12 protein-coding genes and 1 riboswitch are annotated in these 15,776 nt (G+C 35.2%); all 12 genes read right to left on the bottom strand.

What is annotated here, in order from left to right:
• Nucleotides 1-39 precede the first annotated feature (39 nt).
• The 12 genes from purN to CN925_RS10040 all read right to left on the bottom strand — a co-directional run bounded on the left by purN (nucleotide 40) and on the right by CN925_RS10040 (nucleotide 15,572).
• Nucleotides 40-603: a phosphoribosylglycinamide formyltransferase gene (gene purN / locus CN925_RS10095; protein ID WP_098846134.1), complete on the bottom strand. Its 564-nt coding sequence runs from the start codon at nucleotides 601-603 to the stop codon at nucleotides 40-42.
• Nucleotides 603-1,640 carry a phosphoribosylformylglycinamidine cyclo-ligase gene (purM, locus tag CN925_RS10090; protein WP_098846133.1) on the bottom strand — a complete coding sequence of 346 codons (1,038 nt, stop codon included), beginning with the start codon at nucleotides 1,638-1,640 and terminating at the stop codon, nucleotides 603-605. The genes purN and purM overlap by 1 nt, the downstream gene beginning before the upstream one ends.
• 77 nt (nucleotides 1,641-1,717) lie before the next feature.
• Complete coding sequence (purF, locus tag CN925_RS10085; RefSeq protein ID WP_098846132.1) at nucleotides 1,718-3,130, bottom strand: amidophosphoribosyltransferase; 1,413 nt, start codon at nucleotides 3,128-3,130, stop codon at nucleotides 1,718-1,720.
• Nucleotides 3,115-5,334, bottom strand: a complete 2,220-nt coding sequence (gene purL, locus CN925_RS10080) for a phosphoribosylformylglycinamidine synthase subunit PurL (RefSeq protein ID WP_098846131.1) — start codon at nucleotides 5,332-5,334, stop codon at nucleotides 3,115-3,117. Before purL ends, purF begins: the two co-directional genes overlap by 16 nt.
• Nucleotides 5,318-6,001, bottom strand: a complete 684-nt coding sequence (purQ, locus tag CN925_RS10075; RefSeq protein WP_098846130.1) for a phosphoribosylformylglycinamidine synthase subunit PurQ — start codon at nucleotides 5,999-6,001, stop codon at nucleotides 5,318-5,320. The genes purL and purQ overlap by 17 nt, the downstream gene beginning before the upstream one ends.
• Entirely contained in the window at nucleotides 5,998-6,252 is a 255-nt protein-coding gene (gene purS, locus CN925_RS10070) for a phosphoribosylformylglycinamidine synthase subunit PurS (RefSeq protein WP_069032645.1), read from the bottom strand. Before purS ends, purQ begins: the two co-directional genes overlap by 4 nt.
• Nucleotides 6,240-6,962, bottom strand: coding sequence for a phosphoribosylaminoimidazolesuccinocarboxamide synthase (gene purC, locus CN925_RS10065; RefSeq protein ID WP_098846129.1), 723 nt, complete (start codon nucleotides 6,960-6,962; stop codon nucleotides 6,240-6,242). The genes purS and purC overlap by 13 nt, the downstream gene beginning before the upstream one ends.
• 117 nt (nucleotides 6,963-7,079) lie before the next feature.
• On the bottom strand, nucleotides 7,080-8,375 hold the full coding sequence (gene purB / locus CN925_RS10060) for an adenylosuccinate lyase (RefSeq protein ID WP_098846128.1): 1,296 nt from the start codon (nucleotides 8,373-8,375) through the stop codon (nucleotides 7,080-7,082).
• The gene (purK, locus tag CN925_RS10055) at nucleotides 8,372-9,520 is read right to left on the bottom strand and encodes a 5-(carboxyamino)imidazole ribonucleotide synthase (RefSeq protein ID WP_098846127.1); all 1,149 of its coding nucleotides are present in this window, start codon (nucleotides 9,518-9,520) and stop codon (nucleotides 8,372-8,374) included. Before purK ends, purB begins: the two co-directional genes overlap by 4 nt.
• Nucleotides 9,517-10,002, bottom strand: a complete 486-nt coding sequence (gene purE / locus CN925_RS10050; RefSeq protein ID WP_098846126.1) for a 5-(carboxyamino)imidazole ribonucleotide mutase — start codon at nucleotides 10,000-10,002, stop codon at nucleotides 9,517-9,519. The genes purK and purE overlap by 4 nt, the downstream gene beginning before the upstream one ends.
• A gap of 131 nt (nucleotides 10,003-10,133) precedes the next feature.
• A riboswitch (purine riboswitch) is annotated at nucleotides 10,134-10,235 on the bottom strand.
• A 245-nt stretch (nucleotides 10,236-10,480) separates the two neighbouring features.
• Nucleotides 10,481-13,987, bottom strand: coding sequence for a S8 family serine peptidase (locus CN925_RS10045; RefSeq protein ID WP_098846125.1), 3,507 nt, complete (start codon nucleotides 13,985-13,987; stop codon nucleotides 10,481-10,483).
• Between the two features lie 487 nt (nucleotides 13,988-14,474).
• Entirely contained in the window at nucleotides 14,475-15,572 is a 1,098-nt protein-coding gene (locus CN925_RS10040) for a PRK06851 family protein (RefSeq protein ID WP_098846124.1), read from the bottom strand.
• Nucleotides 15,573-15,776: the final 204 nt, after the last annotated feature.

Raw genomic sequence — 15,776 nt, 5'->3', positions numbered from 1 at the left:
TCCCCCAACTAATCGATTTCATGCTATTCTCTAATCTAGTTAACTAAACAATTTTTTTAGTGTTTGCACATATAAAACATGCTCGACACTATGAACCTTCTTCTCAAGAGACTCCTTAGAATCTCCCTTTTCAATCAGAATTTCTTCTTGTGCAATAATTGGACCAGTATCCATACCTTCATCGACATAATGAACCGTTACACCAGTCGATTCGACACCAGCTAGGAGAGCTTGACCAATTGCGTCTTTTCCAGGAAATAATGGTAGAAATGAAGGATGAATATTTACAATTTTCCCAGGAAATGAGTCTAAAATTGTCGGACCAATTAATCTCATATAGCCAGCTAAAACGATAAATTCGACATTTAACTCTTTGAGATGAGCAATAATTTCACCTTCATACTGCTCTTTTGATTCATAGTTTTTCGCTGAAAATATAAATGATGGAATATTTGCTTGCTTTGCTCGTTCGATACAAAATGCATTTGGACGATCACAAACAAGTAGTTTCACTTCAGCATTCACTTCTCCGTTTAGAGTTGCATCAAGAATGGCTTGAAAGTTACTGCCATTACCTGAAGCAAATACGGCAATCTTCTTCATTACAGAGAACCTCCACCAAAGGTTACACCTTCACCTGCTTTTGTTCTTCCGATAATAAATACTTTTTCACCGTCTTCTTCTAATAGTTTAATCGTGTCATGTAAGTTCTCTTCACTAACAGCAAGAACCATACCAATTCCCATATTAAAAATATTAAACATTTCTTCGCGCTTCAATTCACCAATCTCTTCTAATAAATCAAAGATTGGTTGGATTGGCCATGAACCGTAATCAATTTCTGCACCAATTCCTTCTGGTAGCATTCTAGGAATATTTTCAATAAACCCACCACCAGTAATATGTGCCATACCTTTTACTTCAAACTTTTTAAGGACATTTAAGATTGGTTTTACATAAATTTTAGTTGGACGAAGTAGTTCTTCGCCTAAAGTATGACCTAATTTCTCAATGTGTTGATCAAGCGTTAAGCCACCTTTTTCTAATAAAACCTTACGAACTAGAGAATAACCATTACTATGGATCCCATTTGATGAAATTCCTAGTAAGATATCTCCTTCTTTAATGCTTTGTCCTGTTACAAGCTTCGGTTTGTCAACAATCCCTACTGCAAAACCAGCAATATCATATTCATCCTCTGGATACATACCAGGCATTTCTGCAGTTTCTCCACCAACTAATGAGCAGCCTGCTTGAACGCAACCATCAGATACACCTTTTACAATTTGTTCAATTCGTTCAGGTACAGCCTTGCCAACTGCTAAGTAATCTAGGAAAAATAAAGGCTCCGCACCTTGAACCACAATATCATTCACACACATCGCGACTGCATCAATGCCAATCGTATCGTGACGGTCCATTTGGAAAGCTAATTTTAATTTTGTTCCTACTCCATCTGTACCTGATACAAGAACTGGTTCTTTATAGTTGAATTTGGAAAGATCAAACATTCCTCCAAATCCGCCTAATCCACCAAGAACTTCTTGACGCATTGTTTTTTGAACGTGTTTTTTCATTCTGTTCACTGCTTCATAGCCAGCTTCGATATCTACTCCAGCTTGTTTATATGCATTCGCCATGTGATGATTTCCCCTTTCAGTCCTTATGAATAGATTCAATTGAAAAGAGGCGGCGACTGCTCACCGCCTCGATTTTTTTAATTATGAGAATGTACTAATTCATTTTCATCATAGATTACTGTTGGATACTTCCCTGTAAAGCATGCAGTACATTGACCTCTATTTGGTCCCTCATGATTTCTACCAATAGCATTTAGTAATCCTTCTAGACTAATAAATTCTAATGAATCTGCACCAATTTCTTCGCAAATTTCTTCTATTGTATTAGTTGCTGCAATTAACTCTTCTCTTGTAGAAGTGTCAATACCGTAATAGCATGGATTTTTCAATGGTGGTGCACCAATACGAACATGAACTTCACTTGCACCTGCATCACGTAACATTTGTACGATTCGGCGGCTTGTAGTTCCACGAACGATTGAATCATCTACCATTACTACACGTTTCCCCTCAACGATCGAACGTACTGGAGAAAGTTTCATTTTAACCCCTTGCTCTCTAAGTTCTTGAGAAGGTTGAATAAATGTACGACCAACATAGCGATTTTTAATCAATCCAAGTTCATATGGAATACCAGATTCTTCTGCGTAACCAACTGCTGCTGAAATACTTGAATCAGGAACACCAATTACTACATCTGCCTCAACAGGAGCTTCTTTAGCTAATACACGCCCCATATTTTTACGTGCAGCATGAACATTGATATTGTCAATATTGCTATCAGGACGAGAGAAATAAATATATTCCATACTACAAATTGTGTGATTAACTGAAGAAGTAAACTGATCAGTTTCCACTCCTTTGTCTGAAATAATCAGTAATTCTCCCGGATTAATATCTCGGATATATTTTGCTCCGACTACATCAAATGCGCACGTCTCTGAAGCTACTACATAAGCGTCACCTAGTTTAGCTAACGCCAATGGTCTAAAGCCATTAGGATCTAGTGCAACATACATTGCATCTTTTGTAAGAACTAAGTAAGCGTAAGCTCCTTTGATCATATTTAAAGATGCTTTAATGCTATCCTTTAATGGAGCAGAACCGTTACGTTTAATTAAATGAGCAAGTACTTCAGTATCAGAAGTCGTTTGAAAAATACTTCCTTGCATCTCTAAATCTTTACGTAATCTTGAAGCATTTACTAAATTACCATTATGAGCAAGAGCTATGCTTCCAGTATGCGATTGGAATAGTAGAGGCTGAACGTTTTCATATCCGCCTCCGCCTGCAGTTGCATAACGAACATGACCAATAGCAGCTTTTCCGTGTAAATCATTTAATTGACCTTTACTGAAAACTTCTGTTATTAAACCAAGTCCTTTTGCACCTTCAAGCTCATTTCCATTCGTTACAACAATTCCAGCTCCTTCTTGGCCTCTATGTTGTAAACTATGAAGACCATAGTAGGAGATTTGGGCAGCATCAGTATGCCCCCAAATTCCAAATATTCCACACTCTTCGTTTAGTCCTTTTATTTCAGCAAGCATGGGATCGCCTCTTTCCAAGACTGTTTCAGTTCCTCAACTGAAGCATGAAGAACTGTTTCATTGTTTTCATTACGAACTGTTACTGATGTTTCTTCTGTAACTGTACCGATTAACTTTGCATCTACTAATGCTTCGAATTGTTCTTTATGTTCAGGTTTAACTGAAAGTAAGAAACGTGATTGAGTTTCACTAAATAATGAAACAACTTCATTTCCTTCGATTGTAATAGTTGCACCCACTTCTGACGGACCAAATGTGCTTTCTGCAATCGCTACAGCTAAACCACCTTCAGAAATATCATGTGCTGAAGCAACTACACCTGCTTGGATAGCAGCAAGAATTTGCTCTTGGCGACTAGATTCAACAGCTAAATCAATGCTTGGTGCTTTACCAAAGATTTTGCCATTTAATAATTTTTGAAGCTCACTTCCACCGAATTCAGCTTCTGCATTACCGATTACATAAATTAAATCGCCAGCAGTTTTAAAGTTTTGAGTTGTGATATGATCAACATCTTCAATTAGACCTACCATACCTACTACAGGAGTTGGGTAAATTGCTTCACCATTTGTTTCGTTATATAATGATACGTTACCACCGATTACTGGAGTACTTAATACATTACAAGCTTCACTCATACCATCTGTTGCTTTTTCTAACTGCCAGAAAATCTCAGGTTTTTCAGGATTTCCGAAGTTTAAGCAATCTGTAATTGCAAGAGGACGTGCTCCTGAACAAATTACATTACGTGCTGCTTCTGCTACTGCAATTTTCCCACCAACTTCAGGATCTAAATATAAGTAGCGTGCATTACAGTCAGTTGTCATTGCTAGAGCTTTTTTAGTATCACGAATTCTGATTACTGCAGCATCAGAACCTGGAGCAACTACTGTATTTGTACGAACCATATAATCATACTGACCGTAAACCCACTCTTTGCTTGCGATTGTAGGTTGAGAAAGTAATTGTTTTAACGTTTCTTTTGAATCATTAATTTCAGGAATATAGTTTTCCATCGCTTGGAACTCACCATAATATGCTGGTTCAGTTGATGGTTTATGATATACAGGTGCCTCTTCAGCAAGAGCATCTACAGGTAATTCAGCTACAACCTCACCTTTATGAAGTAAGCGAAGCATCTTATCGTCAGTAACACGGCCTACAGATACTGCATGTAGATCATACTTTTCAAATAAGTCTACGATTTCTTGCTCTCTGCCTTTTTCTACAACTAATAACATACGTTCTTGTGATTCTGAAAGCATCATTTCGTAAGCTGTCATACCAGCTTCACGTTGTGGAACTAAATCAAGATTCATCTCAATTCCCATTCCAGCTTTTGAAGCCATTTCAGCAGATGAAGATGTTAATCCAGCTGCACCCATATCTTGAATACCAACAAGAGCGTCATTTTGAACTACTTCTAAACATGCTTCAAGTAATAACTTCTCCATAAATGGATCGCCTACTTGTACCGCTGGACGTTTCTCATCAGATGCATCAGATAACTCTTCAGAAGCAAAAGTTGCACCATGAATTCCATCACGACCAGTTGAAGCACCAACATACATTACTGTATTTCCAGCACCATGCGCTTGACCTTTTTTGATGTCTTTATGATTAATTAATCCAACACACATTGCATTTACTAAAGGATTGCCTTCATAACATGGATCGAAGTTTACTTCTCCACCAACTGTTGGAATACCAATACAGTTTCCATATCCAGCAATACCTGCAACTACTTCTTCAAATAAATACTTAACTCTTGGCGTTTCTAATTCACCGAAGCGTAAAGAATTTAGAAGTGCAACAGGACGTGCTCCCATTGAAAATACGTCACGAATAATTCCACCTACACCAGTTGCAGCACCTTGGTATGGTTCAATTGCAGAAGGGTGATTATGGCTTTCGATTTTAAATACTACAGCTTGCTCATCGCCAATATCAACGATACCCGCACCTTCACCTGGTCCTTGTAAAACATGTTCACCACTTACAGGGAATTTGCGTAATAAAGGCTTTGAGTTTTTATAACTACAATGTTCTGACCACATTACTGAGAATAATCCAAGCTCTGTATAGTTCGGATTGCGACCAATAATTGATTTGATTAATTGAAACTCTTCATCAGTTAAGCCCATAGTGGCATAAATTCTATCATTTTCAATTTGAATTGGATTTGGCTCAAGAAGTAACGACATGGTTTTCCCTCCAGTTTCTTACAATTGAACGAAATAGTTGAAGTCCGTCTGCTGAGCCTAATAATGCATCAACTGCACGCTCAGGGTGTGGCATCATTCCTAATACATTTCCTTTTTCATTAACAATTCCTGCGATATCATCTAAACTACCATTTGGATTATTTTGATAACGGAAAATTATCTGATTATTACTTTTAAGTGCTTCATATGTTTCTTGATCGCAATAGTAATTTCCTTCACCATGTGCGATTGGTACTGTTATTACTTGACCTTTTTCATAACCAGTTGTAAACATTGATTCATTGTTTTCAACAACTAGCTCAACAGGCTTACACATAAATTTTAATTTCTCATTACGTCTAAGAGTACCTGGTAGTAGACCTGCTTCAGTTAGAATTTGGAATCCGTTACAAACGCCAAATACTGGTTTACCTTCAGCAGCAGCTTTCTTCACGGCATCCATCACGTTGGCAAAGCCTGCAATTGCGCCAGAGCGTAAGTAATCTCCATATGAGAAGCCACCTGGTAATAAGATACCATCAAATTCATCTAAATTCGTTGAATCATGCCATACGTATTCTACTTCTTCGCCTAACTCATCTTTGATTGCATGATACATATCAACATCACAATTTGAGCCCGGGAACACAATTACTGCAAACTTCACTGTGCGACTACCTCCTCTACCTCATAACGGTAATCTTCAATTACGATGTTTGCTAATAACTTTTCACACATTTCTTTTACAGTTGTATCTAAATCTGCAACATTTTTATCAATTAATAATTCCATATATTTACCGATACGAACATCTTGAACTTCGCTAAAATTCATGCTGTGAAGTGCGTTTTTAACAGCATTTCCTTGTGGATCTAAAACACTTTCTCTTAATGTAACGAATACTCTTACTTTGAACATGATAATCCCCCTAAGCGTTTTAAAATTTCTTCGTATCCATCTGTTAAGTTACCTAAATCTCTACGGAATACATCTTTATCAAATTTCGCGTTTGTCTCTTTATCCCATAATCGGCAAGTATCTGGTGAAATCTCATCTGCTAACAAAATTGTTCCATCATTTAATTTGCCAAACTCTAATTTAAAATCAACTAATCGAACATTACATGCATCAAACTGTTCTACTAGTACATCATTAACACGGAGAGCAATCTCTTTAATTGTTTCAAGTTCTTCTGGTGTTGCTAGTTTAAGTGCAGCGATATGATCTTCATTAATAATTGGATCACCTAAATCATCACGTTTGTAATAAAACTCAATGATTGGCTTTTCTAACTTAACTCCCTCATCTAATCCCATGCGTTTCGATAAGCTACCAGCAATGATATTTCTAACAACTACTTCAATTGGTATAATTGTTACTCGTTTTACAAGTTGTTCAAGTTCTGATGTTTTTTCTACGAAATGAGATGCAATACCTGATTCCATTAACTTTGAAAATAGTAAACTAGTAATTGCATTATTCAAGCGACCTTTTCCAGCAATCTCTGCTTTCTTTTCACCGTTAAATGCAGTTGCTGAATCTTTGTATACAACTCTTACAATTTCAGGATTCTCAGTTGAGAAAATTCTTTTTGCTTTTCCCTCATACAACATTACTTGCTCTGCCATGCTAACAATGCCTCCCATATCCTCATTTAAACACCCAATAGAATTTATGCTTTTTTAAGTTATTTGAATTGTTTGGCTAAGAGTTTATTTCTCTAATCTTAGCCAAACAATCATTTATTAATTTAATCCTAAGCGTTCAAAAATTGTATCGACTTGACTTAAGTGATAGCTGTAGTCAAAGCAATCATTAATTTCTTCTTGAGATAATAAAGAAGTAATTTTTTCTTCTGCTTCTACAAGCTCTTTAAACTGTACTTGAGTTTCCCATGCTTCCATTGCTTTTGGTTGAACAGTGTCATAAGCTTCTTCACGTGACATTCCTTTTTCAATTAAAGCAAGTAGTACACGTTGAGAATAAATTAATCCGTAAGTACGATCCATATTACGTTTCATATTCTCAGGGAAAACTGTAAGGTTTTTAACAATATTTCCAAATCGATTTAACATGTAATTTAAAAGTATTGTTGCATCCGGTAAGATAATTCTTTCCGCAGATGAATGTGAGATATCTCTTTCATGCCAAAGTGATACATTTTCATAAGCCGTTACCATATGACCTCTAATTACACGAGCTAAACCTGTCATATTTTCAGATCCGATTGGATTACGTTTATGAGGCATTGCAGATGAACCTTTTTGACCTTTTGCAAAGAATTCTTCAACTTCACGTGTTTCACTTTTTTGTAATCCACGTACTTCAGTTGCAAACTTTTCAATTGAAGTTGCAATTAAAGATAGTGTTGCCATGTAATGAGCATGACGATCACGTTGTAAAGTTTGAGTTGAAATTGGAGCTGCTTGAATCCCTAACTTTTCACAAACATATTGTTCAACAAAAGGAGGAATATTCGCGTATGTTCCAACTGCGCCTGAGATTTTACCTACTCGAACTGATTCAACCGCATTCTTGAATCGCTCTAAGTTACGTTTCATTTCTTCAGTCCATAAAGCAAGTTTTAATCCAAAAGTAGTTGGTTCTGCATGTACACCGTGAGTACGTCCCATCATTACTGTGTACTTATGTTCTTTAGCTTTCGTTTCAAGAATTCCAATGAAGTTCTCTAAATCTTTTAATAAGATGTCATTTGCCTGACGTAATAAGTATGAAAGTGCTGTGTCTACTACATCAGTTGAAGTTAAGCCATAATGTACCCATTTACGCTCATCGCCTAGAGTTTCAGAAACTGCACGTGTAAATGCAACTACATCATGACGTGTTTCTTTTTCAATTTCATAAATTCGATTTATATCGAAAGAAGCTTTTTCACGTAACACTTTTACGTCTTCTTTAGGAATATCTCCTAATTCAGCCCATGCTTCACATGCTAAGATTTCAACTTCTAACCAAGCTTTAAATTTGTTTTCTTCTGTCCAAATTGCTGCCATTTCTGGGCGTGAATAACGTTCAATCATATTTTTACCTCCACCGGGCTTTGATTCCAAATCCCTAACTGTTGTACTTTTTGCATCGCTAGTTCTGTTGATGCTGCCATTATATTAATATGTCCCATTTTACGGCCTTTTTTGCTTTCTTCTTTACCATAAAGATGGACATTTAATGTACTATCATTTTGCATTACATTCAATACATCTTCAACATGTTCACCTAATATATTCACCATTACAACTGGTTTTAGTAATTCCGTGTTACCTAATGGTAAATTACAAACAGCTCGAATATGCTGCTTAAACTGTGAAGTTTCAACTGCCTCCATCGTATAATGTCCTGTATTATGTGGACGCGGAGCTAATTCATTAATATAAACCTGCTCATCTTCTGTTACAAATAACTCAATTGCTAATACACCTACAAGATGAAATGAGCTAGCTACTTTTTTTGCATAGTTCTCAGCTGTTTCTATTACTAATTTTGAGGTATTTGCTGGTACAGATGAAGTATGCAGAATTTGATTTATATGAACATTTTCTGCGATTGGAAACGTACTAACCTCTCCATTACTATTTCTTGCGACAATTATTGACAATTCTTTTACAAAAGGAACCCAGCCCTCAAGAATACATTGCTGTTTTTTTACAAGTTCTAACGCTTCAACAAAGTCTTCTTCAGATCTTAATACAACTTGCCCTTTTCCGTCATAACCACCAGTTGTCGTTTTCAACACAGCTGGTAAACCTATATTCGTAACTGCTTCCGAAAATTGTTCTTCATTTTCAACTAATCGAAATGGAGCAACCTTAATGCCTAAATTTTGAATAGCAGTTTTTTCAGTTAATCTATTTCTTGTTAGCTTTAATAACTCACTACCTTGAGGTAAATAGGAATGTTCATCTAAATACTCAAGTGCATTTACATCAATATTTTCAAATTCATATGTTATTACATCACTTACTTTCGCAAGCTGTTTAATTGCTTCTATATTAGAATACTCAGCTGTAATCTCTATATCAGATACTTGCCCACAAGGTGAGTTTGGAGTAGGATCTAAAACAGCTATTTTATAGCCCATTTCTTTCGCTGAAAGCGCCATCATTCTTCCAAGTTGGCCTCCCCCGATGATCCCTATTGTTTGTCCTGGTAGTATTACTTTGTTATTCATAATGATTCACTACTTTCTAGAACTTGTTTAGTAGTGTTTTCACGACGAGTTTCTAATGCTAAATAAACGTCTTGATCTTGGATACTTAATACTTGAGCTGCAAGTAAGCCTGCATTCGTCGCACCTGCTTTACCAATTGCAACAGTTGCAACAGGTACTCCACCTGGCATTTGTACAATTGATAATAATGAATCTAATCCATTTAAAGCTTTTGATTGTACTGGTACACCAATTACTGGAAGTGTCGTTTTTGCTGCTACCATTCCTGGTAAGTGAGCAGCACCACCCGCACCTGCAATGATTACTTTAATACCACGTTCTCTAGCTGATTCTGCATACTCAAACATTAAATCTGGTGTACGATGTGCCGAAACAACTCGTTTCTCATAGCTAATATTTAGCTCATCTAACACATCACAAGCATTTTTCATTGTTTCCCAATCACTTGTACTCCCCATAATGACACCAACTACCGGTTTCATCTGCTTTTCCCCCAAGTTTATCGCTATTTTTTTATTTTTTACAATAAATTTCCAACAAAAAACGCCTAAATAGAAATATCCCTCTATGGCGAGAAAGATAATCTACTTAGGCGTATACTAATAACGTACACGTGTGATTAACTTCCCCTCATAGTCCAGTAATTTAAGGTTACTAGGTAGAAACTTTTGGGCCATATTCCCAAACTTATATGAGGTTTGCTAAAATTCCTATCTCTATAGTATCAATTTATTACTCTTTTTTCAATAAAATATGAATGTTTTTCTTAAAAAATATTTTAATGTTCGTGTTTTACTCAGTTTTGTACATTCTATGATGCCTACTTTTATTAAATTACCGATAGCAACTGTAATTTTTTTATTTGTTATTCGGATTTCAATTATCGAATAAGAAATGAAAAACAAAAAGCTATCTATCCCTATCATAAATAGGAAAGATAGCTTTTTCAATTATTGACTTTTATTGAAGAACCGTTACTTTAGTCGGAGTTGATGTTATTTTAAATCCATCTTTAGTTACTACGTCAGCAGAAATATAATATGTGCCGTTTGGTAGATCTGCTTTTGGGAACCATTTTATATGAATTTCTCGTTCATTTTTAAATCCAAAAGTATCTACAATATTTCCGTTTACATCTTTTACATTAAATGTCCAATCTACTCTGTTTTGAGCAAAGTAATCAACTGAAGCTACTCTGTTTTTATTTAAGTTTGTAGTAGGATAAATACTACCATTTGACAGAACCATCCATTCACTCATATATTTGGAGCTTTGATCTCCCCAAGTAGCATAAGAGTGATTAAATGCGTTGTCAGCTCCACCAATTACAATACTCTTTGGCTCAACATTTACTAGTAATGTTTGCGCTGCGCCTGGTGAATAGTAATTCCCATTAACCCAGACAACCGAAGCAGCATAACCAGTTTCATCATCAGTACCCTTCCATGAAACTTCATATTTCCCACCATCTTTTGGTGTAACCTTAATATCTGTAACTTTAGGTAGAATCGAATCAACTTTTACTGGCATTTTTACTTCTTGAGGTTTTGCCCCTGGATAGTCTAAAGTTGTACGAATAACGTAATGATAAACACCATCAGGAACAACTTGTCCATTTTCATCTGTCATATTCCAAGCGTAAAGTTCGTTGTAGCTAGTATCCCCAAATGACATGACATTTTTTCTAAATTTATATGGGGTTCCATTAAATTCACTAAAGTCGCCAAGGTATTTAACCATTTTGCCTTTTTGATTTTCGATATAGATTTCAGTTTTAGCTAAATTTCTTAAAGCTGTAAATGAAGAATAAATTCCATTTAAATGGAAGTTTGGTGAAATAGCAATTTTGTTAAGATCAAAAGTACCCGTTGTTGAATTATATCCTTTTGGATAACGTTCTGATGTTCCATCCCATAATGCTGTATAACCTAAAAATGCATCTTTTTCCCATGCAGGTGGATCGATATTTCTTGGCGCATCCCATCTACCATTAAAGCCCATATATGGGATTGTGAGAGGTACTGCTTTTGTTTGATCTTTAGGAACAAGTCTTACGAATCCTTCGACAAACGCATTTTCATTTAATGTTCTAGGAAGACGAATCTCTACAGTTAGGTTTTTCTCTTGTCCTGGTTTAATTTTAAATTTAGCACCATCTGTACTAGATATCCTTTGATCATTTACATAAACTGATGCGCCTTCAATTTTTTTACTATTTAATGTTAAATAATCTTTTGAATCCAAAGTTCCATCGCCATCTAAGTCAAATTGTTTTGTTTCAGTTGCATCTGTCAATAGGTCTACATTAACTGTGTACTCATATTCTTCTTTAGGATTCTTTGCTTCAAGAGATTCTACATTTAATTTAAAAATCGCTCGATCGTTTTTAATTTCTTTCAACGCTACTGCTCCTGCTTGCTCAAGTGGAGTATCTTTTCTTGTTACGATAACGGGTGTTTTAATTGCATTCTGAATTTGCATTAAACCAGAACCTTGAATGCGTGGTGAATATGGCACTTCTCCATTTGTTTTAGGGTCCATCACAACACTCGATGTATTCATTAATGCAATTTTAGCCTTTAGAGCTGTATCTTCTGAATGTTGTAATCCTTTTTCATAAAGAGACTGTAATACTAGTGTCGAACCACCTGCTACATGAGGTGTTGCCATTGACGTACCACTCATCACTTCATAATCATTTCCAGGTACAGTTGAGTAGATATTACCCCCAGGACCAGAGATTTCTGGTTTAAAATCTAATGTACTTGGCGCGCCATATGATGAAAAATCAGACATCATATTTTGATCTGGATTATCAATCCATGTATCTCCGTCTAACTTCATCTTTACAATTTGATTATTATCTAATTTATTTATTAATTCTTGACCAACAGCCTTACCAGTTGTCGCAGCCGGAATTGAAAATTCGCTGAATCTTAAAATCGGATAATCTACTATATTACTAGGTGGAATGACAATTACAGCTTTTGCTTTATATTTTGCCGCATTAAATTGAACAAACGAATACGATGTATATTGGTTATTCATTTTAGCTACGACGATTTTTCCTTCTACGTTTTTATTAGTAAAATCAGTAGGCTTCGAACCTTCTCCTACATATACCATTTCATATTCTTGATTAGGCGTTAAATTTCTAGAAAGTTTAAAGTTTTTTGATGGAGCAAATTGCGTTTGGTCTTGGAAAGGAAGTTTAAAACCATTAACATCTCCTAAAGTATTTAAGTGCACTTTTGTATTTTCATAAGAAGCAACTGATAGAGCAAAAGGGCTTACTCCAGGTGCACCTACTGTTCCAATATCTGGATTTTCAGCATATGGCTGATAAGCAGAAGGATATAATAAGTTGTGTTTCGTACTGTAAGCTGAGTTTCCAGCAGCAACTACAACTAAAGTTCCTTGTTCCGTTGCTACACGTATTGCTTTTTGAACCGGATCAAAATCTTCACCTACAAATCCTGAATCAACACCTAAACTCATATTGATAACATCAGCACCCATTGTTACTGCATGCTCTATTCCTGCTATGATATCATCTTCATAAGCACCTCCACCTACATCGGAGAATACTTTTTCAGCTAATAATTGAGTCCCCGGAGCGATTCCTTGAACACCACTATTTGCCTCGTCACCATTAGCACCAATAGTACCTGCAACATGCGTACCGTGAGGACTTCCATCACCACGAGGAATAATATCAGTGTCATGATCAGCCCAATCATAACCTGTTGGTACTTTATCGGTGTACCAAACATCATTTACAGAAGTACCGTCTAATTTAGTTTTTATACCAGCTTGGGTTAACTTTTCTTTTTGCTTCCCCTTTTCAGTTAGCGTCATGTCCTTGTGAGTATAATCAATACCAGAATCAACAACTGCAACAAGTAAACCTTCTCCTTGGTAGCCATATTGATTCCAAACCTTTTGAGCTTGTACTAACTCTTTACTAGCTGCCATTGTTTCATGGAATGTTCTTGCAACACTTACGTTAAGTACACCTGGTGTAGACTTGATTTCATCCAAATTTTGATACTCTGTCTCAACACTAAATCCATTAAACCCTTCAAAGAAACGTTGCTTTAATTTAGGTGAATTTGATTTAGCTCTATTTTTCTTTGTAATTTCTTCAATTACTTTATTTTGTTTTTCTTTAAATAAGGATTTTTTCTTTGACGCTGAAGTCTCAGAAGTTGAAGGTTGATCAACTTCTACTATAAAACGAACTTTATCAGTAGGTTTATAAGTTTTCTCGGACTCCTCCTTTTGATGATCTTTGTATAAATCCACTTTACCTTTCGAACTTTGATCTAGCAATTGTGGAACATGATCCTCTATCGCTTGAGTTGTTATATCACTTTTTTCAGCAAGTACTGTATATGATGAGAAAATCAAAGATGAGATTGCTACTGTGGACATTACCTTAAACGGTAAAATTTTACGAAGTTTCATGAAATCCCTCTCCTTATTATGGACGTAATATTTCTATTATGTATTTGCTTTAATACTATGATTAAGAGGTTAGTAGTTTAATAAATCTAGGATGATCAAATTGCTTAAACTTAAGCCCTTACCATTATGTAAGTAAATAAATACAATCTAAATGTACATTCATCATATACTGAAGTAAATTGGGGGAATTTCCTACGAATTGAGTTGACATTTTTCTACAATTAATAACAAAAAAAATGATTATTGGTTATTCTTAAACGTAGAAACTTTGAATAATAAAATGAAATAAATAAAAACGTGTCGTATTATTTTAGTTCAATCGCATGTTTTAAATCAGAACTTGCGAAAATATAGAGAAAATTCAATTAATTCTATATACGTTTAGAATAAAGTAGAAATAAATGATTAAAAAGAACTAATAAATCTCTTCTTCAGAAATAAGAAAAGGTGTACCTTCGTAGATACACCTTTTTCAAAATAAATAATACTAATTTTTTATTATACTTTCAATTTCCTCTATTAATTCTGACTGAATCTTATCAACTTTTGTAAAGTCCATAGCGCCAACATAGATCGCTTCTAATTTGTCTCTAAGAACTTTAGCCTCAGCCAAATAAGAGATCGCTTCTTTCATTTTATCTTTATATGAATTCGTTGTTCTTTCTATTTCAGTAGCGTATTTCTCGTCTGTTCCTGGTGTAATGCATCTTTCATACATATCAATAATTTCATCATTTTCACGATCAGGAAAATATTCATGTGGTGCTGTACTATCAAAAATTGCAATACCTTTTTCAGGTATAATTACCATATCAAGACTGTTTGGATCAAATCCACAATGATAAATCTCTACATCATATCCTCTTTCTTCTCCTGCTGCTGCTATTTTCTTTAACATTGTTGATTTCCCAGAACCAGCTCTACCTTTAATAAAATATCGCTTTTCGATTTCTTCTGTTAAATTTTGAATATAATCAACCGCACCACTTGGAGTTGCTGCACCTAAAAATCTATGCTTTACTTTGGAATCTTTTTCAGTATTACTTTCATTGCCATAAAATAGCGCTATCAATTCGTCAGTTAGTTTATTAGCTTCTAAAAAGTCCATATTCGATATATAAATCTCTTCAATTTCATCATGAGCCTTTAAGGAAGCCGCAAATGTGTCATACGCTTTTTGAAACTTCTTAGAAATTTCATCATTTAGTGATAGTATGGTTTCCTTGTGCACGGCCAATTTCTTAGAATTCCAAGCAACTCCTAAATTCACATATTCTTCAATAACCCCTGGAGCTTTTGGTTCAATTACATGTGGCGCTGTTCCGTCCACTATACCTATTTGAAATTTCGGGATAATTAAGCCATCAACTGAATTAGTATCTGAAGAACAATGTAAATATTCAATATCGATTCCCTTATTTACAATCAATTCTCCAATTGTTTTCATTAAAGTTGATTTCCCTGTACCTGGACCACCTTTTAGAATGAATAATTTATCTAAATCCTCTAAAGCTGAGTCATAGAGATTATAAAACCCTTTTGCAGTATTACCACCTGCATAATAATTGAGTATTCTTCCTCTCATATTTTTCCCTCCATTCAATCTAGGTTATGTAGATTTATAATTAAGGGTGTTTGCCCAGCATGAATATTATTGTTTCCATTATTAAATATTTTTTAAGTGAACTTGTTGGTGTTCATAAAACTTGTCGTTAAAGTTATGGTAAGAGTTAATATTTTCAAATTTAAATACAAAAAAAAATCAGCCTAATAGCTGATGTTTTTTTGT

It is taken from the genome of Bacillus sp. AFS055030, assembly GCF_002574545.1.
In the GTDB taxonomy this organism is placed as follows: domain Bacteria; phylum Bacillota; class Bacilli; order Bacillales; family Bacillaceae_G; genus Gottfriedia.
Note: the sequence above shows the minus strand (reverse complement) of the source record. Positions and strands in the feature narration are given on the sequence as shown.

Coding starts and splice junctions, on each gene's coding strand:
- purN (WP_098846134.1), bottom strand. CDS start 603: ATGAAGAAGATTGCCGTATTTGCTTCAGGTAATGGCAGTAACTTTCAA.
- purM (WP_098846133.1), bottom strand. CDS start 1,640: ATGGCGAATGCATATAAACAAGCTGGAGTAGATATCGAAGCTGGCTAT.
- purF (WP_098846132.1), bottom strand. CDS start 3,130: ATGCTTGCTGAAATAAAAGGACTAAACGAAGAGTGTGGAATATTTGGA.
- purL (WP_098846131.1), bottom strand. CDS start 5,334: ATGTCGTTACTTCTTGAGCCAAATCCAATTCAAATTGAAAATGATAGA.
- purS (WP_069032645.1), bottom strand. CDS start 6,252: ATGTTCAAAGTAAGAGTATTCGTTACATTAAGAGAAAGTGTTTTAGAT.
- purC (WP_098846129.1), bottom strand. CDS start 6,962: ATGGCAGAGCAAGTAATGTTGTATGAGGGAAAAGCAAAAAGAATTTTC.
- purB (WP_098846128.1), bottom strand. CDS start 8,375: ATGATTGAACGTTATTCACGCCCAGAAATGGCAGCAATTTGGACAGAA.
- purK (WP_098846127.1), bottom strand. CDS start 9,520: ATGAATAACAAAGTAATACTACCAGGACAAACAATAGGGATCATCGGG.
- purE (WP_098846126.1), bottom strand. CDS start 10,002: ATGAAACCGGTAGTTGGTGTCATTATGGGGAGTACAAGTGATTGGGAA.
- CN925_RS10045 (WP_098846125.1), bottom strand. CDS start 13,987: ATGAAACTTCGTAAAATTTTACCGTTTAAGGTAATGTCCACAGTAGCA.
- CN925_RS10040 (WP_098846124.1), bottom strand. CDS start 15,572: ATGAGAGGAAGAATACTCAATTATTATGCAGGTGGTAATACTGCAAAA.